This window comes from Streptomyces monomycini (assembly GCF_022271435.1).
GTDB lineage: Bacteria > Actinomycetota > Actinomycetes > Streptomycetales > Streptomycetaceae > Streptomyces > Streptomyces monomycini.
Map to the genome: position 1 here is coordinate 143386 of NZ_JAFIQY010000012.1, position 21639 is coordinate 165024.

The 21639-nt window shown below is 73.4% G+C and carries 19 protein-coding genes; 9 read left to right on the forward strand and 10 right to left on the reverse strand.

The window, feature by feature from the left end; genetic code table 11:
- Positions 1-207: 207 nt before the first annotated feature.
- Positions 208-3168 (reverse strand): helix-turn-helix transcriptional regulator, encoded by a 2961-nt coding sequence (locus tag JXZ78_RS16740; protein ID WP_030022617.1) that lies wholly within the window; start codon positions 3166-3168, stop codon positions 208-210.
- 156 nt (positions 3169-3324) lie between these two features.
- Here JXZ78_RS16740 and JXZ78_RS16745 point away from each other — a divergent pair, with 156 nt between their 5' ends.
- The gene (locus JXZ78_RS16745; protein WP_030022618.1) at positions 3325-4437 is read left to right on the forward strand and encodes an alpha/beta hydrolase; all 1113 of its coding nucleotides are present in this window, start codon (positions 3325-3327) and stop codon (positions 4435-4437) included.
- Positions 4438-4466: 29 nt separating this feature from the next.
- Here JXZ78_RS16745 and JXZ78_RS16750 read toward each other — a convergent pair whose 3' ends face one another.
- Positions 4467-6749, reverse strand: coding sequence for a GMC oxidoreductase (locus JXZ78_RS16750; RefSeq protein WP_208870203.1), 2283 nt, complete (start codon positions 6747-6749; stop codon positions 4467-4469).
- A gap of 350 nt (positions 6750-7099) precedes the next feature.
- On the opposite strand from JXZ78_RS16750, the gene JXZ78_RS16755 reads away from it, so the two are divergent.
- The 4 genes from JXZ78_RS16755 to qcrB all read left to right on the forward strand — a co-directional run bounded on the left by JXZ78_RS16755 (position 7100) and on the right by qcrB (position 10336).
- On the forward strand, positions 7100-7516 hold the full coding sequence (locus JXZ78_RS16755) for a CBS domain-containing protein (RefSeq protein WP_030022622.1): 417 nt from the start codon (positions 7100-7102) through the stop codon (positions 7514-7516).
- A 179-nt stretch (positions 7517-7695) separates the two neighbouring features.
- On the forward strand, positions 7696-8178 hold the full coding sequence (locus tag JXZ78_RS16760) for a VOC family protein (RefSeq protein WP_030022624.1): 483 nt from the start codon (positions 7696-7698) through the stop codon (positions 8176-8178).
- Between the two features lie 116 nt (positions 8179-8294).
- Positions 8295-8678, forward strand: coding sequence for a DUF6479 family protein (locus JXZ78_RS16765; protein WP_050502796.1), 384 nt, complete (start codon positions 8295-8297; stop codon positions 8676-8678).
- An 11-nt stretch (positions 8679-8689) separates the two neighbouring features.
- Positions 8690-10336: a cytochrome bc1 complex cytochrome b subunit gene (gene qcrB / locus JXZ78_RS16770; protein WP_030022626.1), complete on the forward strand. Its 1647-nt coding sequence runs from the start codon at positions 8690-8692 to the stop codon at positions 10334-10336.
- Between the two features lie 22 nt (positions 10337-10358).
- Here the strand turns inward: qcrB and ctaF are convergent, their stop codons facing one another.
- From ctaF to JXZ78_RS16790, 4 genes are all read right to left on the reverse strand, one after another.
- A complete protein-coding gene (ctaF, locus tag JXZ78_RS16775) occupies positions 10359-10745 on the reverse strand; it encodes an aa3-type cytochrome oxidase subunit IV (RefSeq protein WP_030022628.1) in 387 nt (128 codons plus the stop codon).
- A complete protein-coding gene (ctaD, locus tag JXZ78_RS16780; RefSeq protein WP_030022630.1) occupies positions 10742-12472 on the reverse strand; it encodes an aa3-type cytochrome oxidase subunit I in 1731 nt (576 codons plus the stop codon). Before ctaD ends, ctaF begins: the two co-directional genes overlap by 4 nt.
- Positions 12473-12753: 281 nt before the next feature.
- Positions 12754-13080 (reverse strand): hypothetical protein, encoded by a 327-nt coding sequence (locus JXZ78_RS16785; protein ID WP_238783169.1) that lies wholly within the window; start codon positions 13078-13080, stop codon positions 12754-12756.
- An 84-nt stretch (positions 13081-13164) separates the two neighbouring features.
- Positions 13165-13527, reverse strand: a complete 363-nt coding sequence (locus JXZ78_RS16790; protein WP_157851676.1) for a hypothetical protein — start codon at positions 13525-13527, stop codon at positions 13165-13167.
- Between the two features lie 98 nt (positions 13528-13625).
- Between JXZ78_RS16790 and JXZ78_RS16795 the strand changes: the two genes are divergently transcribed.
- A complete protein-coding gene (locus JXZ78_RS16795; protein ID WP_030022635.1) occupies positions 13626-14450 on the forward strand; it encodes an SDR family oxidoreductase in 825 nt (274 codons plus the stop codon).
- A 77-nt stretch (positions 14451-14527) separates the two neighbouring features.
- Positions 14528-15892 carry a cytochrome P450 gene (locus JXZ78_RS16800; RefSeq protein WP_030022637.1) on the forward strand — a complete coding sequence of 455 codons (1365 nt, stop codon included), beginning with the start codon at positions 14528-14530 and terminating at the stop codon, positions 15890-15892.
- A 67-nt stretch (positions 15893-15959) separates the two neighbouring features.
- Here the strand turns inward: JXZ78_RS16800 and JXZ78_RS16805 are convergent, their stop codons facing one another.
- Positions 15960-16289 carry a DUF6233 domain-containing protein gene (locus JXZ78_RS16805; protein ID WP_030022724.1) on the reverse strand — a complete coding sequence of 110 codons (330 nt, stop codon included), beginning with the start codon at positions 16287-16289 and terminating at the stop codon, positions 15960-15962.
- Positions 16290-16433: 144 nt separating this feature from the next.
- Between JXZ78_RS16805 and JXZ78_RS16810 the strand changes: the two genes are divergently transcribed.
- Positions 16434-16985, forward strand: coding sequence for an SMI1/KNR4 family protein (locus tag JXZ78_RS16810; RefSeq protein WP_033038979.1), 552 nt, complete (start codon positions 16434-16436; stop codon positions 16983-16985).
- 58 nt (positions 16986-17043) lie between these two features.
- Here JXZ78_RS16810 and JXZ78_RS16815 read toward each other — a convergent pair whose 3' ends face one another.
- The gene (locus JXZ78_RS16815) at positions 17044-17625 is read right to left on the reverse strand and encodes a hypothetical protein (RefSeq protein WP_157851677.1); all 582 of its coding nucleotides are present in this window, start codon (positions 17623-17625) and stop codon (positions 17044-17046) included.
- 745 nt (positions 17626-18370) lie between these two features.
- On the opposite strand from JXZ78_RS16815, the gene JXZ78_RS16820 reads away from it, so the two are divergent.
- Positions 18371-18739 (forward strand): ArsR/SmtB family transcription factor, encoded by a 369-nt coding sequence (locus JXZ78_RS16820; protein ID WP_030022644.1) that lies wholly within the window; start codon positions 18371-18373, stop codon positions 18737-18739.
- A gap of 39 nt (positions 18740-18778) precedes the next feature.
- Here JXZ78_RS16820 and JXZ78_RS16825 read toward each other — a convergent pair whose 3' ends face one another.
- Together JXZ78_RS16825 and JXZ78_RS16830 are read right to left on the reverse strand one after the other, a co-directional pair.
- Positions 18779-20206, reverse strand: coding sequence for an FAD-dependent oxidoreductase (locus tag JXZ78_RS16825; protein WP_238783170.1), 1428 nt, complete (start codon positions 20204-20206; stop codon positions 18779-18781).
- A 183-nt stretch (positions 20207-20389) separates the two neighbouring features.
- The gene (locus tag JXZ78_RS16830) at positions 20390-21205 is read right to left on the reverse strand and encodes a TetR/AcrR family transcriptional regulator (RefSeq protein ID WP_238783171.1); all 816 of its coding nucleotides are present in this window, start codon (positions 21203-21205) and stop codon (positions 20390-20392) included.
- Between the last annotated feature and the right edge of the window lie 434 nt (positions 21206-21639).

Below are 21639 nucleotides of genomic sequence, written 5' to 3' on the forward strand. Positions count from 1 at the left end.
ACGGTGGAAAGGTTGACTCCCTCACCGTGCGCCCCGGCAGCCTCTCCCCACATCGGGGAAAACACGTGCCCGACTACTGAACCGGTACGGAGCCGGGGAAGCCCGCTACTGAGCCCCGACGGCCCCGCCCCTGCCCCTCAGGGCCCGAAGACCCCTGACCTCCAGGCCCCACCCCTCAGCCCTCCCGCCCCACTCGCCCCCACCCCCTCAGCCCTCCGGCCCCCGCACCCCCGCCAGCTTCCCCGCCACCGCCGCCCGCGACGAGACCCCGAGTTTCGCGAAGACATGGGCCACGTGCGTCTCGACCGTCCGGGGGCTCAGGAACAGCCGCTCCGCGATCCGCTGGTTGCTGAAGCCCTGCCGGACCAGCTCGGCCACCTCCGCCTCCCGCCGCGACAGCCGCCCGTCGGCCCGGTCCGCCGCCGCCCGCCCGGCCCGTACACCCAGCCGCCGCTGCTCCCGTACGGTCCTGGCGTGCAGCCCGAGCGCTCCGCACGCGCCGAACACCTCCGCCGCCCGCGCCAGCTCCGTACGCGCCGCGGCCTTCTCCCCGCAGCCGGCGTGCGCGGTACCGGCCCGCAGCCAGGCCCGCGCCGCGGACAGCCGCTCGCCCGTCGCCTCGAACAGCTCCGCCGCCCGTACCGCGCCGCGGGCCGCCGCGGCCGGGTCGCCCTCCTGCTCCGCGTGGGCCCGCGCCAGTACCGCGTGCCCCGACCCCGTACCGCCGCCCGGCACCGCCGCGGCGCGGTCCGCCCAGCCCGCCGCCGCGCCGGGCCGGCCGCGCTCGGCCTCCGCGTCGGCCATCGCCTCGCAGCACACCAGCAGGCAGCTGCGCTCCAGCAGCGGGGTGACGAACTCGTCGCACGCGGCCAGCACCTGCGCCGCGCCCGCGTCCACCTCCTGGAGTCCCACCAGCGCCAGGCCGCGGCCGACGGCGCCGAGCCGCGCCCACCACTCCCGGCGGCCGTCCGCGTGCCGGATCGCCTCGTCGGCGAGGGCCAGCGCGGCGGCGGCGTCGCCCGTCCAGCGGACCATGAGCGACTTGACGGCCAGCGCCAGGGCCACGCACTCGTCGGAACCGAGCAGCCGCGCGGCGTCCACCGCGTCCTCGGCCCGGTCGACGGCCTCCGCGAGGCGCCCCGTCCGGCCGTACGTGAACGCCTGCGCGGTCAGGATCCACGGCGAGAGGTAGCTCTGCCCGGTGGCGTTGGCGATGGCCAGGCTCCGTTCGACCGTGCGGGCGGCCTGCGGCAGCCGGCCCATCATCGCGTCGATCCAGCACAGGAAGGCGAGCGACTCCAGCCAGGGGGCCAGCTCGGCGTCGGTGGCGTCCTCCGTCAGCCGTTCGGCCCGGGCGGCCAGGTTGTGCGCGGCGTCCAGGTCGCCCGCGCCGTAGGCGCAGCCGAGCCGGAGTGTCACCAGCGGCATCCAGTCGTCGGGCGGGTCACCGGCCGTCTCGGCGCCGCCGGGCCGGGACAGTACGGCGGTCAGCCGGTCCAACTGCTCGGCGGCGCCCGTGAAGTCGGCGCGGATGAGGCTGTCGCCGATCAGCTGGAGGTGCAGGGGGACGGCGTCCACCGCGTGCTCCGGAGGCACCCGGCCCAGCTCGGAGCGGAGCAGGGCGCGGCCCTCCGCCTGCCGGTTGAGCAGCCGTTCCAGGATGGCGCAGAACCGGGCGGCGCGGGCCCGCTGCGCCCAGGCGTCCGGCGGCAGCAGCCGCAGCACCTCCAGCGCGGTGTCGCGGCCCTGGACGAGCCGCCCGCCGACGCCCTGGAGCCGGGCCAGCTCGACGAGCAGCGAGAGCCGGTCGGGCGCGGGTCCGGCCGCCGTACCGCCGGGTTTCTCGGGGAGCAGGTCCAGGGCGGTCCGCAGCCACTGGGCGGCGGTCGCGGGGGACTGGTACGCGGTCGCGCGGGCCGCCTCGACGAGCACGCCGACGGACAGCAGGTCCCCGAAGCGCGCCGAGCGGGCGATGTGGCGGGCGCGGGTGACGGTGGGCGCGTCGCGTTCGTCCAGGGCGGCGGCGACGCGCGCGTGGGCGGCGACCCGCCAGCCCGCGCCGGAGGAGGCGTAGGCGAGGTGCCGGACGACGGGGTGGCGGAAGCGGAAGCGCCCGGGCGCGGGCGCGCAGCGGACCACGTCCCGCTCGGCCAGCTCGTCGAGGGCCGCCAGGGCCTCCGCCTCGGTGGTCGGCGCGGCGACGGCCACCATGCCCGGCTCGAACTCGTCACCGAGTGTGGCGGCGGCCTGGGCGGCCAGCCGCGCGTCGTCGGGGAGGGCGGCCAGTTCGGCGGCCAGTGCCTCGCGTACGGCGCTCGGCAGCAGGCCGTCGTCGTCCGGGGCAGCGCTCTCGTCGGCGTCGCCCGTGGGGGCGGCGGTGGCCGGTGCCGAGCGGGCCAGCGCTTCCAGGTACAGCGGATTGCCGCCGCTGGCCTCGTACAGCGCGCGGCGGCGCCGGGCCCCCACGGAAGGGCCGAGGAATTCACCGGCCTCCCGGAGGGTGAGCGGCGCGACCTCGATCCGGGTGCGCAGCCCCGGCGCGGCGTCGGCGAGGGCGGCGGTGAGCCGGGGCCCCGCCTGGCGGGTGCGATAGGTGACGGCGAGCAGGAGGGGGCCGCGAGGCGGGTGCCGGGCGAGGTGGGAGAGCAGTTCCACCGAGCCCTCGTCGGCCCAGTGCACGTCGTCCAGCAGGACCGCGAGGCCGCCGGGGGCCGCCAGGGCTTCCAGCAGGAGGCGTACGGCGCGGTGCACGCGGTAGCGGTTGAGGCCGGTGCTCGGGGCCGCCGCGGGGTCCGGGACCGGCCGGTCCGCCGACAGGGCGGGGAAGACGTCGGCGAGCAGCCGTGCGCTCTCCGGGTCCAGGGCCGCCCGTACCTGGTCGATCCGGGACTCCACCTCGTCGTCCAGGGCGTCCACGGCCAGCGAGAGGGGGACGTCGTTCTCGTACTCGGTGCCGCGGCCGCGCAGCACGGTCAGCCCCTGCCGGAGCGCGGCGCCTGCGGTCTCGCCGAGGAGTCTGGTCTTGCCCGCCCCCGGGTCCCCGGTCAGTTCGACGAGCCGGAACTCGCCCGCGGCGGCCCGCTCCGCTTCGCTGCCGAGGAGCCGTACGACCTCCGTGCGGCCGACGAGCGCGCGGTTGCCGTGGAGCGGTGCGGGACTGTCGGGCATCGGGCGGGCCGGTTTCGTTCGGGTGTCGTGCGGGTGGGTGGACGGGTGCACGGCGGAGATCGCCCCAATGGAATATTTTGGTCTATAGGGGGCAACCGGGCAATTCGTGCCGGTGCCGGGGGCTGAGCGACGGGGGCGGAGGAGGGACAGAGCCGTATGCAGCGCCGCATCCCCCTGTTCACCAGTGCGGGCGTACGGGACGCCGAGGTCACCGTCCATCCGTTCGCCGCGGGCGACGGGCTGGGCCTGACCCTGACCCGCTACCGCCGCCCGCGGGCCGCCGGGCCCGCACCGGCCGACGCGGTGCTGCTCGTGCACGGCCTCACCACGTCGAGCGACATGTTCGTCATGCCCGAGCACGAGGACCTCACCACCTACCTGCTCGACCACGGCTACCCGGACGTCTGGGCCCTCGACCACCGGATGAGTAACCGCTTCCCGTACGACCTGGCCGCGCACCGCTTCACCCTCGACGACGTCGCCCTGCACGACTTCCCCGCCGCGTTCGCCGAGATCCGGGCGCACATCGGCCCGGCGGCCCGGCTGCACGTGATCGCGCACTGCCTGGGCGGGGTGACCTTCGCGATGAGCCTGGCGGCCGGTCTCGTCACCGGCGTGACCAGCGCGGTCGTCAACAGCTCCGCCCTCGTCCTGCGGCCGCCCCGGTGGTCCCGCTGCAAGCTTCTCGTCGTCCCCGGCCTGACCGAGTACGTGCTCGGCCTGCCCTACCTCAATCCCGCCTGGCCGCAGGACGCCCGGTTCACCCGCGGCCGGATGATCGCCCGCCTGGTGTCGCTCTTCCACCCCGAATGCCGGGAGCCCGCCTGCCACATGGTGAGCGCGATGTGGGGCTCCGGGCGGCCCGCGCTGTACGACCACGCCCGGATGTCACCGGTCACCCACGAGCGCGTCGCGGACCTGTTCGGCGCCACGGGGGTGCACTACTACCGGCACATCCGGGCGATCGTCCGGGCCGGCCGGGCCGTCAAGTACCGGCCCGGCGACCCGGCGTACCGCGACCTGCCCGACGACTACCTGGAGGCGGCCGCCGGTCTGACCACCCCGCTCCTGCTGACCACCGGCGAGAACAACCGCGTCATGGCCGACTCCAACCCCGCCTGCCAGCGCGAACTCGCGGCCCGCGCCCCCGGCGTGTCCCGGCTGCACGTCTTCCCGGGCTACGGCCACCAGGACGTGTTCATGGGCCGGGACAGCGCACGCGACATCTTCCCGTACCTGACCGCCTTCCTGGACGCGCACGCGCGGTGACCCGCACGCGGTGAGCACCCCGGCGCCGGTCACCGCCCCGGCCCGTACACCCCCCACAGCTCCCCGGCGAAGAACTCCCCGAACCGGGCGAGCGCGGCGAGCGGCGCGGGCCCCGTCGCGCGCATGGAGGCCAGCTGCCGGACGAAGTCCAGCCGGCCCACGCGCACCACACCGGAACAGAGCGGCGGCTGTCCGGTCTCCTCGCCCGGTGCGTGCCGCCCGTGACGGATCTCGACCGCCAGGGTGGTCGTGTCCGCCCACAGGTCGGGCCCGGGGTCGTCACCCACCTCCTTGCGGCCGGTGAGGGTCAGCGGGCGGCCCTGCGGCCCGTCCAGGTCGAGGTGGTAGAGCATCCGCCGGCGCCCCGGCGGCCCGCCCGGTACGAACAGGTTGAACCAGCCCTCCCGTACCGGCAGCCGGCCGCCCAGCGGATCGCAGTCGACCGCGCCGCGCACGGCGGCCCGGTGGTCCGGCGAGTCGATGAAGGCGTCCACGTCGTCGACGGTGACGGTCAGACGCAGGACGAGCCCCGGCCCGTCGGCCAGCGCGCCGCGCATGACCTCGGCGAAGGTCAGGGCCGTGGCCGGCGCGGTGGGCGGGCGGTGCGCCCGCCGGGGCGGCCGGTCCTCCAGCAGCCGGGTGCTCATCCGGTCCGCCAGCGCCGCGATGGTCAGCGACGGGTTCACCCCGACCGGCCCCGGCAGCGCCGCGGCGTCCGCCACGTACAGGCGCGGGTGGCCGAACACCTCGCCGTACGGGTCGCAGACGGCCTCCTCCGGGCGGTCGCCGATGGGCGCGCCGCCCACCGGGTGGACGGTGACCACCCGCCGCCACCACCAGACGGGGTTGTCCAGGTACCCCGTCCCCATCGCGTCGGCGAGCCGCCGCATCGTGGTGCGGACGCCCTCGTAGTACGCCCGGCTCGTGGCGGTCGTCCACCGGACGTCCAGCCGGCCGTCCCGCAGCCCCATCACCCCGTCGGGTACGTCCCGGCCCACGCCCAGCAGCGGCAGCACCCCGGGGAAGCCCTTGCCGGGCCCGAGCAGGGCGGCGATCTCGCCGGAGAGGTTGCTGTCCGCCGCGCCGAGGACGTGGTCCCGCGCCAGACCGGCGGCGAACGCGGCCAGCCGCCCGGCGCCTCCGACCAGCCGCACGCCCTCCGCGAGCCAGTTCAGGAAGCCCGGATAGCCGCCGTCCTGGACGATGTGCCCGCGCCCCGGGCCGCCGTCCGGCTCGCCCACCACGCCGGTGATCACCGGCCCCCGGTCCGGGGGCGGCGCCGGCGTGCCCCGCCTGCCGTAGAGGAAGGTCAGCAGATCACCGTTGCCGCAGAACCGGGTGCCCAGCGCGGGGCCCAGACCGGGCAGCCGCGCCCGGTTGGCCAGCAGCAGGTGCACCGTGCCGTACGTGCCCGCCGCCAGCACCAGCCGGTCGCAGTCGATGTGGCGCCGCGGCAGGTCGGCGGTGCGTACCGGCGGTCCGGCGCCGTCCACGTCGTGCACGACGTACCCCACCCGGTAACCGCCGTCCTCCAGCGGCTCCACGGTCACGGCCTGGTGCCCGGTCCGCAGGTCGGCGCCGTGGTGGCGCGCGGCGGACAGATAGGTGTGGTCGAGGGTGTTCTTCGCGCCGTTGTTGCAGCCCAGGTCGCACTCACCGGTGAGCCGGCAGGTGCCGCGCGGCACGCCGTGGAGATTGCCGTACGGCTCGTCCGCCAGCGGCAGGCCGGGGGCGGGCGGCGCGCCGGGGCGGGGGGCGAAGCTGACCGCGAGCGGTGCCGGTGACCACGGCAGCCCCGCCCGCCCGGCCGCCTCCCGCAGCGCCCGGGTCTTCGGCGTACGGGCGTACGGCTCGGTGTCCACCGGGTACGGGACCGGGCGCAGCACCGACTCGACCGCGTCGTAGTGCGGATCGAGGTCCGCGCGGGTCAGCGGCCAGCACTCGTGGCCGCCGCCGGGCAGTTCCTCCCGCCGTACGAACCAGTGCGGCTCCTTGCGGAGCAGCACGTTGGCGTAGATCAGTGAACCGCCGCCCAGCCCGCTGGAGACGAGGGAGTCGCAGCCCCCGAACCGCCAGACGTCGAACAGGCCGTACAGCCCCTCGCTCGGGTCCCACAGGGCCCGTCCCAGCTCTGCCGGGGTCCGGGGGAAACTCCCCGGCGGATACGTCCGGCCGCGCTCCAGGACGACGACGGACAGCCCCGCCTCCGCCAGCCGGTACGCCGCCACCGAGCCCCCGAAGCCGGACCCGACGACGAGCGCGCCGACCCGCTCGGGCCGCCCCGGCCCGTTCCCCGGCGACACCTCGGCCACGGTCCGTCCCTCCGGTTCGGCGGCGGCCGCGCGGGCCGCGGCGGCCGGACCTCCCAGTAGAGCAACGCTCCGCCGTGCGCACATCCGGAGGGCCGGGGCGGCCGGACGGTGCGCTCCGCGGAGCCCGCGTGCCGTGTGCCACGGAGGGGCTCCCTGGGCTCGGCCACCGCGCCCGAGCCGCGGCCCGGCCCCTGACGTGACGCGCAACGGCATCCGGCCCAATCCGCGCTGGCGACGTTAGCGATCCGACCAGCGGGGAACGCGTGTGCCGGCGGCCGGAACGGGGCGTTCAGCCCGCCCCGCGAGGCCGCGGTCACGCACCGGCACATCTCACGAAGAAAGGCGGAACCATGCCTGCTGCACGCGACATCATGACTCCCGGAGCCGAGTGCGTCGGCGCCGAGGAGAGCGTCCTCGACGCGGCCCGCAAGCTCACCGACCTCGGCGTCGGAGCGGTCCCGATCTGCGGTACGGACGACCGGCTCAAGGGCGTCCTGACGGACCGGGACATCGTCGTCAAGGTGCTGGGCCGGGGCAAGGATCCCGCGCAGACCAAGGCCGGGGAACTGGCCCAGGGCGAGGCCGTGACGATCGGCGCCGACGACGGCGCGGAGGAGATCCTCGCGACCATGACCCGGCACCAGGTCCGGCGCCTGCCGGTGATCGACGGCCACCGCCTGGTCGGCATGGTCGCGCTGGCCGACGTGGCCCGCGCCCTGCCCGACTCCAAGGCGGGCGACCTCCTCGAAGCCCTCTCCACCGACTGAGCGCACCGCGCACGCCCGCGGGGACGGGGTGCGGCTGCGCCGGACCGTAGGCACGATGGTGTACGCGGCGTGGGCGCACCTCCGTCAATCACCGTGCACTCCGGTTCGAACACCGGTTTGGTTATGGCGCGGCCTCCGCCGTACGGGTATACACGAGCCCACACGACGGGAGGCACACCATGGCGATCGACGACTTCACGACCTGTCTGTGGTTCGACGGCCAGGCCGAGGAAGCGGCCCACCACTACCTGTCCATCTTCAAGAACTCCCAGCTCGGGCACATCGCCCGTTACAACGAGGCCGGGCCCGGAACGCCCGGCGCGGTGATGGCGGTCGAGTTCGTCCTCAACGGCCAGAAGTTCATGGGCCTCAACGGCGGCCCGGAGTTCACGTTCAGCGAAGCCGTCTCGTTCCAGGTCCGCTGCGCCGACCAGGAAGAGGTGGACTACTACTGGGCGAAGCTCACCGACGGCGGCGAAGAAGGTCAGTGCGGCTGGCTCAAGGACAGGTACGGCGTGTCGTGGCAGGTCTTCCCCACGGAACTCCTGCACCTGGTGACCGACTCCGACCCGGCCAAGGCGAAGCGGGCCAGCGAGGCGATGTTCCAGATGCACAAGATCGACCTCGCGGCCGTCCGCAGGGCGCACGCCGGAGAGCGGTAGGGCGCGGACGGCGGGGCACGGGCAGGCCGCCCGTGCCCCGCCGTGTGCGCACCGGCGCCCCACTCGTTTGGGGGCGCCTTGGATGGCAAACCGGGACCAACGGGTAATCAGCCCCCATGTCTCTCGATGCTCCCCTGACGGCCGCCCCCCTGCCGGTCGAAGCGCCGACGGCCGCCTCCCACCTGGCCATCGGCATCGGCCCCCTCATCGCGGGCATCGTCGTCGTCCTCCTGCTCATCGGCGCCGTGGTGTACGGCTACCGGCGCCGCGCGCGCAACAAGGACCGCCCGCCGCGCGCCCACGCACGGCCCCGGCACGCGAGGACGGCGGCCCGGAACGGCACTTCGGCACGGGCGACCGACGGGGTGTCCCGGGAGAGCCATGACGCGGCGCCGGCTGCCGGGGCCAAGGACATGGGCGAGTACGGGACGCGCCCCGGCGACTCCGACGAACCGCCGCCGTGGAACGAGGGGAAGAGCGGCTCGTTCGGCAACGGCTGAGGCCGCGCCCCATGGTCTTCCCCCGGCGGAAGCCCCCCGCACCGCCCCGCACCCGCACCGCCGGCCCGGCCCCCACCGCCTTCGAAGCACTCGACCGCCGCCTGCCGCTGGCCGAGGGCGCCAAGGCCCTGCTGCGCAAGGCGTTCCCGGACCACTGGTCGTTCCTGCTCGGCGAACTCGCGCTCTACGGCTTCCTCGTCCTCGTCCTCACCGGCACGTACCTGACCCTGTTCTTCGACCCGGTGACCGCGCAGACCGTCTACCACGGCCGGCACACCCCGCTGTCCGGACTGCCCATGTCGCAGGCGTACTCCTCCACTCTGCGCATCAGTTTCGACGTGCGCGGCGGACTGCTGATCCGGCAGATCCACCACTGGGCCGCGCTGGTCTTCGTCGCCGCCATCGGCGTCCATCTGCTCCGCGTCTTCTTCACCGGCGCCTTCCGCAGGCCCAGGGAAGTCAACTGGATCATCGGCGTGACGCTGTTCATGCTGGCGATGCTGGAGGGCTTCGCCGGGTACTCGCTGCCCGACGACTCGCTGTCCGGCACCGGCCTGCGCACCGCGCACACCATCGTGATGTCGATCCCGCTCGCCGGCACGTACCTGAGCTTCTTCCTGTGGGGCGGCCCGTTCCCGGGCACGGACCTCGTCAACCGGCTGTACGGGCTGCACATCCTGCTCGTCCCGGGCATCCTGGTCGCGCTGATCACGGCACATCTGATCCTGGTCGTCCACCTCAAGCACACGCAGTGGAACGAGCGCGGCCGGACCAACCGCAACGTCGTCGGCCGCCCGATGTACCCCCACTTCACCGCGAAGTCCGCGGGCCTGTTCTTCATGACCGCGGGCGTTCTGACGCTCCTGGGGGCGCTGGCCCAGATCAACCCCGTGTGGGAGTACGGGCCGTACCGCGCGGACCAGGTCGCCACCGACGCGCAGCCCGACTGGTACGTCGGCTTCCTGGAGGGCGCGCTGCGGCTCATGCCGCCGTGGGAGAGCTACCTCTGGGGCCACACGGTCCTGTGGAGCGTCCTGCTCCCCGCGGTGGTCCTGCCCGGCCTGCTCTTCCTCGTCCTGTACCTCTATCCGTTCTGCGAAGCCTGGCTGACCAGGGACAGCAAGGAACACCACCTGTGCGACCGGCCGCGGAACCGGCCCACCCGCACGGGCCTCGGAGTCGCCGGCCTCGTCGGCTACGCCGTGCTCCTGGCCGCCGGCGGCAACGACGTGACCGCCTTCGGCTTCCGCGTCTCGGTGAACGCCCTGACCTGGTTCTTCCGTATCGCCCTCGTAGCGGCTCCGGTCCTCGCCTTCTGGCTCACCAAGCGGCTCTGCCTCGCCCTCCAGCGCGAGGACCGCGACGCGCTGACGGAAGGGGAGGAGACGGGCGAGGTGACGCAGGACGTCTGCGGCGGGCTCGGCGAGGGACGCCGCCGCCTGTCCGCCGACCGCCGGTACCGGCTGCTCGTGCGCGACCTCCCCGAGCCGCTCCTGCCGCCTGCGGACACCGCCCGTCCCGCGCGCCGGCAGCGGGTCCGGCTGGCGCTGAGCCACTGGTACCACCGTGACCGGGTCGAACTGCCGGTCACTCCCGAGCAACGGGCCCGTATCGCCGAGCACACGGCCGCACCGGAGCGGAGCCCGGACCGCAGCTGAAGAGGTGCCCGTACGACCTTCCTCACGACCGCCCGGCGAACTCCGCCACCATGCCGACCACCCCCGCCACCAGCAGGCCGACCCCGATGACGAACAGCCACAGGCCGAAGACGACCCCCAGCGCGGTCAGCGCCACCGCCAGACCGGTCAGCGGCGGATAGCCGCTGCGCGGCGGGAAGAACCCGAGCCCGCCGGACCGCTCGCGCACCTCCGCCTCCTTGCGGTCCTCCGGCCGCGGCCCGCGCCTGCGGTGGTTGACCGTGCAGAACCCGCTCACGAGAAGCGCCATCAGACACGAGACGGCCAGCGCCGCCGTACCGGCGGGTTCCCGGGACCACAGCGCGTAGCCGAGCCCGGCCACGAGGAAGAACCCCGCCACACCGGCGAACAGCAGCGCCTCGGCCTTCACGGGTGACGCTCCTGGTGCGGGTCGGGGGACGGCACGTCCCCGCCGCGCTGGGGAGCGGGCAGCCGCAGCACCTCGGGATGGTGCAGGTCGAAGGCGGGGGAGTCGGACCGCACCCGGGGCAGCGCGTGGAAGTTGTGCCGGGGCGGCGGGCAGGACGTCGCCCACTCCAGCGACCTGCCCCACCCCCACGGATCGTCCACCAGCACCTTCGGCGCCCGCCGCGCCGTACGCCACACGTTGTACAGGAACGGCAGCGTGGAAATCCCCAGCAGGAACGCACCGGCCGAGGAGACCGAATTCAGTACGGTGAACCCGTCGGCGGCCAGATAGTCGGCGTACCGCCGGGGCATGCCGCTCGAACCCAGCCAGTGCTGCACCAGGAACGTCAGCTGGAAACCCGTGAACAGCGACCAGAAGTGAATCCTCCCCAGCCGCTCGTCGAGCATCCGGCCGGTCAGCTTCGGCCACCAGAAGTAGAAACCGCCGAACATCGCGAAGACCACCGTCCCGAACAGTACGTAATGCAGATGCGCGACGATGAAGTACGAGTCGGTGACGTGGAAGTCCAGCGGCGGTGACGCGATCAGCACACCGCTCAGGCCACCGAGCAGAAAGGTCACCAGAAAACCGCCCGCCCACAGCATCGGCGTCTCGAACGAGACACTGCCCCGCCACATGGTGCCGATCCAGTTGAAGAACTTCACCCCGGTCGGCGCCGCGATCAGAAAGGACATCAGCGAGAAGAACGGCAGCAGCACCGCGCCCGTGGCGAACATGTGATGCGCCCACACGGTCGCCGAGAGCATGGTGATGGCGATGGTCGCGCCGACCATGCCGAGGTATCCGAACACCGGTTTACGGCTGAAGACCGGGACGATCTCCGTGATCACGCCGAAGAACGGCAGGGCGACGATGTAGACCTCCGGATGCCCGAAGAACCAGAACAGGTGCTGCCACAGGACCGCTCCGCCGAACGCGGGGTCGTAGAGGTGCGCACCGAATTTCCGGTCCGCTTCCAGGGCGAGCAGCGCGGCCGTCAGCACGGGGAAGGCGAGCAGCGCCAGGATCGAGGTGAACAGCACGTTCCAGGTGAAGATCGGCATCCGGAACATGGTCATGCCCGGGGCGCGCAGGCACATGATGGTGGCGATGAAGTTCACCGCGCCCAGCGTGGTGCTGAGCCCCGACACCACCAGGCCCATGGTCCACAGATCACCGCCCGCGCCCGGACTGCGGACGGCGCCGTTGAGCGGCGCGTAGGCGAACCATCCGAACGACGCGGCGCCCCCCGGGGTGAGGAACCCCGAGACCACCGTCAGGCCGCCGAAGAGGAACAGCCAGTACGTCAGGGCGTTCAGACGGGGAAAGGCCACGTCGGGGGCGCCGATCTGGACCGGCATCACCGCGTTCGCGAACCCGGCGAACATGGGCGTCGCGAACAGCAGCATCATGACCGTGCCGTGGATGGTGAAGAGCTGGTTGTACTGCTCGTTGCTGACGATCTGCAGCCCGGGCCGGGCCAGTTCGGCGCGCATCACCATCGCCAGCGCGCCCGCCAGCAGAAAGAAGCCAAAGGCGGTCACGAGATAGAGGTTTCCGATCACCTTGTGATCGGTGGTGGTCAGCCAGCGGCGTACCGCATGGCCCACCGTGTTGCGGGGCGCCGCATCGTCACGGAGCGCCGCGCCGCCCTGCGTACGCGCGTCCTGCCCGACCTCGATGACCATGAACCTCCGCCCGGCCCACGCCGGAGACCGACGCGGGCACGCCGACCCGTACCGCGCGGCACGCGCACACCGGTCCGGCGCGCGGCCGCCGACCGGTCACCCGACAGCCTGGCACCGGTGACGGCCGGATCGCCGGTGCCCACGGTGCGGGGCAGGCCGCCGCCACCCGGAAGGGTGCACCGGCCGTCCCTCGCGCCGGGGGAGGCCCGGTGCGAGGGACGGCCGGAGGGGCGGCTCAGCCGTGGACACCGCTGTGGTTCAGCCGTGGACGCCGCTGTGGCTCAGGCCCGGCGTGTTTCCTCGGCGGCCGCCGGGCCGCGGCGCAGGGACAGCAGCCGCAGCCGCCACAGAAGTCCGGGCCCGGCCGCGGCAGCGGGCGCCGGCTCCGCCGCGGGGGCGGGGACGGGCGTCTTGCGCGGAGCGGACTTGGCGGCGGGGGTGGAGTGGGAGGCGGGGGCGGGGGCCGGGTCAGTGGGGTTCTGATTCGGCTCGGACTTCGGCTCGGGTTGCGGCTCTGATTGCGGCTCGGGCTTCGGCTCGGCTTCGTGCGGGTCGTAACTCAGGGCACGCAGATAGCCTTCCAGCGCGCGCTGGGGGTCGATGGGCATGATGGAAGCACCTCTCCTGCTGATCGCTGCTGTGCTGGTGCTGGTGCGGGAGCGCTCCGCGCGAGTGCGGGAGCGCGGTCCCGGTCAGCAGCGCAGGACGGTGTGGCGCGCGCGGTCACCGGCGGCGTCGCGTACGTCCGACCGCAGATCGGCCCAGCGGGCGAAAAGCCTGGCGAGACGTCCGGCCTGGCACGGCAGGGACGTGGTGAGGGTCCGCGCCGCGGGGGAGCGGCCGGTACGTCCGGACCGGGGCGCCCGGAGCGCGGCAGCCTGAGGGACGCTGTCGTCGGACGCAGGCTCCGCCGACATGGCGGCGGCCTCGGCCGGCCCGGCACCCGGTTCGAGGGCCGCGGGCGCCGCACCGCACAGGGCGAGCAGCACGGCGATCAGCACCAGGACACCGGTCCGTCCCACGGATCGGTGGCCCCGGCAGCCCCCTCGGTTCATACACAAAGCGTAGCCATTCAGCTACTGTCTGCGCATGTCGTCGAACGGGTGAGATTACCGCCGCGAAAGCCGGTCACCGCCCGCGGAAAGGAGCTGCCGTGACAGCCGGCAAACGCATTCTCATCACCGGCGCGGGCTCCGGCTTCGGCCGTGACGCCGCCCTGCGCCTCGCCGAACGCGGACACCAGGTGATCGCGGCGGCCGAGAATCGTCCGCAGATGACCGAGCTGACCCGGGAAGCGGACCGGCGCGGCGTCGCGCTCCAGGTGGAGAACCTGGACGTCACCAGCGCACTCCACCGCCGCCAGGCGCACACCTGGGACGTGGACGTGCTGTTCAACAATGCCGCCGTCGGGGAAATGGGCCCGCTGTCCGAAATTCCCCTGGAACTGCTCCGGCAGGTCTTCGAGGTGAATGTGTTCGGCCACCTCGCCCTGGCCCAGGGATTCGCCCGGCAGATGGCCGGACGCGGCAGCGGCCGCATCGTCTGGCTGTCCTCCATCGCCGGCTTGACGACCAATCCGTATCTCGGCCCGTACTGCGCCTCCAAGTACGCCATCGAGTCGATCGCCCAGGCGATGCACGACGAACTCAAGCCGCTCGGCGTCCAGGTGTGCACCATCAACCCGGGCCCGTACCGGACCGGCTTCAACGACCGGATGGGCGACGCGCTGCGCGTCTGGTTCGACCGGGAGAAATCCTTCAGCGCCGAGCACTTCACCACGGACCTCGGCGTCGAGGTCCGGCTCGCCGACGATTACCACGAGATGACCGGGGAGAGCCAGCGGGACCCCGAGGAGATCGTCGGACTCTTCGTGAAGGTCGCGGAGGAGGAGTCCGGTCTCTTCCGCAATTTCCTCCCCGCGGACCGTATCGACGAGGTGAAGCGGCAGCAGGCGGCGATCTGGGACCTTAGGCAGTGAGACCGGACACCGGGCGGCCCCGGCGGCGAGAAACGGCCGGGGCCCACCGCCGCACCCCGCTTGGAGGAGCCGTGCCCGTGCAGACCGTCCCGCTCCGACCCGTACCCGGCCCTCGCGGCCTGCCATGGCTCGGGAACCTGCCCGCCTTCGGCAAGGACCCGCTCGCCTTCATGACCCGGCTTCGGGACGAGTACGGGGACGCCGTGACGTGGTCCCTGGGCCCGTGGCGCAGCCTGTTCCTCTCCCACCCGCAGCACATCGCCGAGTTCCTCGCCTCCCGGGAGCACAGCTACGGCCTTCTGGAGGTCGGCTGGTCGTTCCAGCGGATCACCGGCAGGAGCGTCATCCGCAGTACGGGTGCCGACTGGCGCCGCAAACGCGGCCTGGTCCAGCCGGCCGTCCGCCCGCGTCAAGTGCGCCACCATGCCCGGGCCATGGTCGACAGCGCTCTCGCGGCGGCCGACCGGTGGTATGACGGGGGACACGTCGACGTGCACCGGGAGATGGTGGTCCTCGGCCAGCGCGTCGTCATCCGTACGCTGTTCGGCAACGACCTCGGCGACCGGGCCCGGGCGCTCGGAGCGGCGATGGCGGTGGCCGAGCAGGTGATGGCCCGCGAACTGCGCGGCATCGGACTCTTCCTGCCCGACCGGGTGCGTACGCCCTCCAGGAGGCGCCTGCTCCGCGCCCTCGCAGTCATCGACGCCGAGGTGCACCGGCTGATCAGCGCGCGGCACGACGGACCCGCCGCCGGCGGCGGCGATGGCGGCGGCGACCTGCTGGACCGGCTCCTCGAAGCCCGGGACGAGGAAGGCCGCCCGCTCACCGCCCAGGAGGTCCGCGACGAAGCGGTGACGCTCTGGGCGGCCGGCCACGAGACCACCTCCACCGCGCTGACCTGGATCTGGTACCTGCTGTCGGGGTCTCCGGAAGCGCGGGCCCGGCTGGACGGCGAACTGGACCGGGTGCTCGACGGGCGCCCGCCCACCGTCGACGACTACGAACAGCTCACCTGGACCCGGCAGATCGTCAAGGAAGCCCTGCGGATCTATCCGCCGTCCTGGGTGATTCCCGCCGTGGCCCGGGAGGGCGCTGTGCTGGGCGGCACCGCTGTCCCGGCCGGTACGGCGGTGTGGTGCAGCCAGTGGACGGCCCACCGCGACCCGCGCTGGTTCCCCGACCCGACCGCCTTCCGCCCCGAACGCTGGGACGCCGACGCCCCCGACGCCGTCCCCGACCACGCCTGGTTCCCCTTCGGCGGCGGCCCGCGCGGCTGCATCGGCGCGCGGTTCGCGCAGGTGGAAGTGGCACTGCTGCTGGCCACGCTGGCGCAGCGCTTCCATCTGGACGTCACACCGGGGGAAGTGCCCCACCGGGTCGGCATACTCGTCCAGCCGGCCGTGCCCCTGATCGCCACCTTGCGGGCACGCCGAAGGCGGTGACGGGCGGACGGACACCGCCCGCCGCCTTGGCCTTTTCCTCGGCCTCGGGTCCTCCTCGGCCTCGACCTCAGCCGAGAATCCCCAGCTCGGTGTCCGGACGGCAGCCGTAACACGCCTCGACGCCCTGCCCGAGGGCGTCGGCCGCCTGCGCACGGCTGATGGCCCGGCCGCGCGCCTGGCCGCACCCGCCGACGTGGACGCGGACGGGCCGCCCGTCGCGGCCCCCGAGCCGCTCGGTCTCCAGCAGCCAGTCGGGCCGGGGCGGCCGGACCGGTACGGGGCGGTCGCGCTCCTCCTGTTCGAGGTGCTGGATACGGGCCCGGACGGCGGCGAGCTGCAGGCGCAGCCACGTCTCCAGGGTGCGGAGGCGCGGCAGGTCAGGGGGCAATTCGCTCACTCGTTCGAGTCTAATCCTTCCGTCGTCCCGTCCCGAACGGTCTGTCCCTGGCTCTCGAACGGTCTGTCCCCGGTCCCGGACCTCGGAGCCGATGAACAGGCGGGTGGACGCGAGCATGCGGACGTCATCGCCTACGGTCGCCGGATGGGGAACTGGCACGGGGGCGGCATCCGCGCACGGATACGGGAGATGGCCACACGAGACCCGGAACGGAAGCGTTTCGGGGCGTGCACGCACGGCTACGCCTTGGCGCCGCCGCTCCCGGAGGCGGAAATCCGGGCGTTCGAGGAATTCCACGGCATCGCGCTGCCCGCGGAGAACCGGTCCTTCGTCGCCGAGGTGGGCAACGGCCCGGCCGGGCCCGACCACGGCCTGATGCCGCTGACCGTTCCCCGTCCGGAGGCCGGCGAGGAGTGGGCCGTGGACGACGCGTGGGCGGAAGACCGGCTGCCGGGCCGGCTCGCCGCACCGTTCCCGCTCACCGCACCGCTGCCGGGCCGGATCGGGACGCCGGTCGACGAGCTGACCCGGGGCACCCTGATGCTGGCCGAACAGGGCTGCGGCATCTTCGTCCGGCTCGTCCTGAACGGCCCGTACACGGGCGGGATCTGGCAGATCGATCCCGACTGGGGCGGCTTCGTGCCGATCGGTCCCGACTTCCGTGCCTGGTACACCGACTGGCTGGCGGGCCCGTGAGCCCACGCTCCAAGTCCGAGGGAGTACGCCACTCGTACCGGGGCGTACGGGCCCGGAATCACCGCACGGTGTCCTGGCCGGTGGTGACGGGCACGGGGGAGGGGGGAGCGGCGCGGGCCGGGGGCCGGCAGGCCACCGCGGCGTACAGCAGGGCGGCCGCGATGCCGCCCAGGTGGGCGCGGCTGGAGAGAGTGGTGGTCAGCACGCATTCCAGCGAGAAGGTCACCACCGTACCCACGCTCAGTACGGGAGCCCGGCAGGCCCATCCGGTGCAGATCAGCAGCCCCAGTACGGCCGCGGACGGGCCGGTGTCGGCCAGCGTCGCCTCGGCCGGCGGGACCGCCAGGACGTGGCCCGGGCCGAGGGTGAGCAGGAAGCGCGCGAAGAACGTCGCCGCGGCCGTGACGACGAGGGACACGGTCAGTGTGCGCAGCGTCCCGAGGACGCACTCGGCCACGCCGAAGATCACGGCCACTTGCAGGAGCGCCCCCCACCACGGGAGCCCCGGCGCGGGCGCGAACAGCGACAGCGGCAGTCGCAGCAGCACCAGCCAGACCGGGACGTCCGCCCGCACGCCGCCGAGCGACCAGACCAGCCGTTCTCCGGCGTCCGTCAGCGCGAGGGCGTGAAAGACGATCACGAGGAGGGTGGAGGCCGCCGTCAGGGGTACCGCGGCCAGGCGGCGACGGCACAGCGCTGTCCAGGTCGGCCCGGCGACGCGGTGCCACTGCGCCAGGAGAGCCCGGCCGATGCGCGCCGGCAGGCCGGTCGCGCGCTCCCGCGGCCCGCCGGCCGCACGGTCGGCGTCCGCCGGGCGCCGCCCTGGCCCCGAGCGGCCCCTCTCCGGCGAAGGCGGCCGCGGCTCGGCACGCGGAAGCCGCCACTCCGTATCGACGAGCTCCTGCCCCCGGCGCGAAAGCCCCCGCTCCCGGCGCGGCAGGGGCCGCCATGCGCGGGTCACGAGCCGGTCCTCTTCGTCATCGCCCCTCCGGCGCGAACCGGCGACCGGGTCGCGGTCCGGCGATCGTGGTCAGCCGTTGTTCAACGCGTACGCCACTCGTTCGTGCCTCGCGTACCTCACAGGTACCTCAGCCTCGCGTACCTCACAGGTACCTCACTCGTTCCCGACAGGGCTCCCACGGCCCGCCGGACCCCGCCGGTTCACTCTTTCGCCACGAGTGCCCCGACGGGCCGCATGCATGTCGGCCACCCGCGGCTGAGACCGCGTCAGTCCCTCCGCACCGGCGGCTGCTCCGCCGGAGCCGGCCGGTCACGGCCCGGTCGTCCGCCCCGCGTCCTGCGAGGATGTCAAAATACGACGTTCCTCGTACAATGATGATCCCCGGCAGGAACCGACCGCCCGGAGCCGACTTCCAGGAGCCGCCATGACGACCACCACGACGACATCCGCCGACCGGCCCGGTGCCCGCGTCCTGGACCACCCGGACCGTTCGGCGATCCGTCTCGAAGACGTACTGCACGCGCTCGCCGACCCGATGCGGCTGCGGATCGTACGCCGCCTGGCCGCCGCCCAGGGCGAACTGTCCTGCACGGTCATCGAGCTGCCCGTCAGCAAGTCCACCTGTACGCACCACTACCGCGTACTGCGCGAGCACGGCGTCATCAGCCAGATCTACCGCGGCACCGCCAAGATGAACGTGCTGCGCCGCGCGGACCTGGACGAACTCTTCCCCGGCCTGATCGAACGTGTCCTGAAGGCGGCGGAACTCCAGGACGAACGCCTCGACGCATAACGGCACCCAGGGACCGCCGGACCGCCCCGGCGCCCCGGCTCAGCCACCCCCGCCCCCGTCCCTGCCTTCCTCCCCGCCCCCGGCTGCCGCCAGCAGCTCGGACCAGTCGGCGATCTTCACGACGGTCCGCCCCAGCCCCCGGCCGAGTGCCGCCTCCGCCGCCTCGATGCCCAGCCAGCCCGGCCAGCGGACCGGCCGCTGCCCGCTACGCAGCAACGCGGTCACCGGATCGTCCGGCAACGGCTCGCGCGCCAGCTCGTCCGCGTCCGCCAGCAGCGCGGCCGCGGTCTGCTTCGCACACGGCCGGTTCGTGCCGATCACCCCGGTCGGCCCCCGCTTGATCCACCCCGCCACGTACTCGCCGGGACACGGCACACCCTCCCGCAGCACCCGGCCCTCCGCGTGCGGCACGGTCCCGGTGGCCGCGTCGAACGGCAGCCCCGGCTGTGGCGTCCCCTGGTACCCGACCGAGCGCAGGACCAGCTGCGCCGCGATCTCCTCGTACTGTCCGGTCCCCGTGACCCCGCCCAGCCCGTCCGGAGCCGTCCGCTCGAACCGCACCCCCCGCACCCCCGACTCCGCGTCACCGACCACCTCGACCGGCCGCAGAAAGAACCGCAACCGCACCCGCCGCCGCCCCCCGAACACTCCTTGCCCCATTCCTTCCCCTACCCCCTCCGCCCCCTTCCCCTCGGTCCCCTCCCCCTCGGCCCAGCCGCGCAGCACCTCCACATTGCGCCGGTTCACCGCGGGCAGTCCCGACGGGTCGCCGTACGCCGGGTCCAGCGCCAGCTCCCCGGGCTGTACGAGCACGTCGGCGCCCGGCAGCGCGCCCAGTTCGCGCAGTTCCTTGGTGGTGAACTTGGCCTGCGACGGCCCCCTCCGCCCCACCATCCACACGTCCTCGACCCGGCTCTCCGCGAGTGCGCCGAGCGCCGCCTGCGGCACGTCCGTACGCGCCAGCTCGTCGGCCCCGCGGGCGAGGATCCGCGCCACGTCCACCGCGACATTGCCGACGCCGATCACCACCGCCGACCGCGCGGTCAGCGGGAAGCGGCCGTCCGCCGCGTCCGGGTGCGCGCTGTACCAGGAGACGAAGTCGGTGGCGGAGTGGCTGCCGGGCAGGTCCTCACCCGGGATGCCGAGGTGGCGGTCGGTGGCGGCCCCCACGCAGTACACCACCGCGTGGAACATGCGCCGCAGCTCCCGCGGCCCGAGACCGTCGGCCCCGACGTCGACATTGCCGAGGAAGTGCACGCGCGGGTGCTCCAGCACCGTACGGAGGTTGTGCTGCAACGACTTGATCTTCTCGTGGTCGGGCGCGACCCCGTACCGGACCAGCCCGTACGGGCACGGCAGCCGGTCGAGCACATACACCTCGACGTCGGGCACGGCGTCCTGCCCGACCAGCGCCTGAGCGGTGTAGACGCCACTGGGTCCCGAACCGATCACTGCGACACGAAGCACGGAAGGCCCCTTCCCGCGGAGTACTTCCAGAGTCGCACCGGTGTGGGACGCGCGGGAGGTGTCCGCCGGGCCTACCCGACGGAAGGGCGGCGACGGCAGCCCGCAACCCGGCAGAGTGAACCTGGCGCCCGAGTCGGCACTCACCCGATCGAGCGATTCCGCGGCGCCCTGGAGCCCGCCCCCCTACCCCTCCGCAGCAGCACCTTCCCGCCCCAGAACCGGCGTCGAATCCTGCACCGGCAACGTCTCCTGCACCGGTGACGAATCCTGCACCGACGACGTCTCCTGAACCGCCGGCGGATCCAGCACCTGCGGCGGGTCCAGCACCTGCGGCGGATCGAGCACCGGCGGCGGCTCCTGAAGCGGCGGCGGGCCCTCCAGGGGCGGCTCCGGTCCTTCGCTCGGCGGGGTCCCCAGTTCCCAGTCCAACCCGTACCGCTGGAACAACTCCGCCCGAAGCCGCGCGGCAGGCATCGGGGCGCCCGGCAACAACACCGCCACCACCGACCCCATCAGCAACGCCCGCAACAGCCGGTAGTCCGTGTCCGCGTCCTCGGTGCCGTACCGCTCCACCGTGTCACGCAGCAGGAACGCCAGTCGCTGCTGTTCGGGACACTGGATGAAACCTTCCGCCGTCAGAATGCCGGCCATGTGCGTACGCATCAGCAGCGGACGCTCCTGCGCCAGCCCCAGAATCGCGTCGATGGCCCGCGCCAGCCGCTCACGGCCGGCGCCCTCGCCCGCCGGCACCGGTTCCCGGTCGAGCGCGGCCTGCAAGGAATGGTGCATCAGCCGGTGCACGGCCGACTGCAGCAGCTGCCGCTTCCCGGGGAAGTAGTACGAGATCAGCCCACGCGCCGACCCGGCACGGCAGGCGATGTCCCCGAGCGTCGTCGCCTCGTACCCGCGCTCGTCCACCAGCTCGACGGTCGCCTGCAACAAACGCTCCCGGGAACGCCGCCGCAACTCTTCATTGACCGAGGGGCTGCGGGGGGACATGCTGATAACTCCTGCGTTGACTGGCTGAGAGCCAATATACTCAGCAGGCCTCCGGATGTCCGCCCCGACGCGGCCAGGACACCGGACGAGCCGCCTGGGTCGGGCGACGCGGGGGATCGCCCGACCCAGGCGGCCATGATGCCGGTCACACCCCCTGCGACCTGCGTTTTGCAGGTCGCAGGGGGCGTGACGGGTCGGGGTGGATGTGCAAGTTCGATCACCTCAGGCCGCCTGTGGTCGTACTGATGCTGACTCGATGCTGACTTTTCTGATGGGGCGTCAGGTGTAAATCGGTTACGCTCCGTGTCGGCCGCGAGGAGGCTCGACCTGGGTCTGGGGGCGGCAGTGAGGCGAAAGCGGCTCCCGACATGAAGATGACTCCCTCAGTCGCGAGACGATGAGAGTGACTGTCGACCGCTCACGAGTTCCTTGCA

Bases quoted from the DNA above. Each gene is read 5' to 3' on its own strand.
- JXZ78_RS16740 (WP_030022617.1), bottom strand. From the start codon at position 3,168: ATGCCCGACAGTCCCGCACCGCTCCACGGCAACCGCGCGCTCGTCGGC.
- JXZ78_RS16745 (WP_030022618.1), top strand. From the start codon at position 3,325: ATGCAGCGCCGCATCCCCCTGTTCACCAGTGCGGGCGTACGGGACGCC.
- JXZ78_RS16755 (WP_030022622.1), top strand. From the start codon at position 7,100: ATGCCTGCTGCACGCGACATCATGACTCCCGGAGCCGAGTGCGTCGGC.
- JXZ78_RS16760 (WP_030022624.1), top strand. From the start codon at position 7,696: ATGGCGATCGACGACTTCACGACCTGTCTGTGGTTCGACGGCCAGGCC.
- JXZ78_RS16765 (WP_050502796.1), top strand. From the start codon at position 8,295: ATGTCTCTCGATGCTCCCCTGACGGCCGCCCCCCTGCCGGTCGAAGCG.
- qcrB (WP_030022626.1), top strand. From the start codon at position 8,690: ATGGTCTTCCCCCGGCGGAAGCCCCCCGCACCGCCCCGCACCCGCACC.
- ctaD (WP_030022630.1), bottom strand. From the start codon at position 12,472: ATGGTCATCGAGGTCGGGCAGGACGCGCGTACGCAGGGCGGCGCGGCG.
- JXZ78_RS16785 (WP_238783169.1), bottom strand. From the start codon at position 13,080: ATGCCCATCGACCCCCAGCGCGCGCTGGAAGGCTATCTGCGTGCCCTG.
- JXZ78_RS16790 (WP_157851676.1), bottom strand. From the start codon at position 13,527: ATGAACCGAGGGGGCTGCCGGGGCCACCGATCCGTGGGACGGACCGGT.
- JXZ78_RS16810 (WP_033038979.1), top strand. From the start codon at position 16,434: ATGGGGAACTGGCACGGGGGCGGCATCCGCGCACGGATACGGGAGATG.
- JXZ78_RS16820 (WP_030022644.1), top strand. From the start codon at position 18,371: ATGACGACCACCACGACGACATCCGCCGACCGGCCCGGTGCCCGCGTC.
- JXZ78_RS16830 (WP_238783171.1), bottom strand. From the start codon at position 21,205: ATGTCCCCCCGCAGCCCCTCGGTCAATGAAGAGTTGCGGCGGCGTTCC.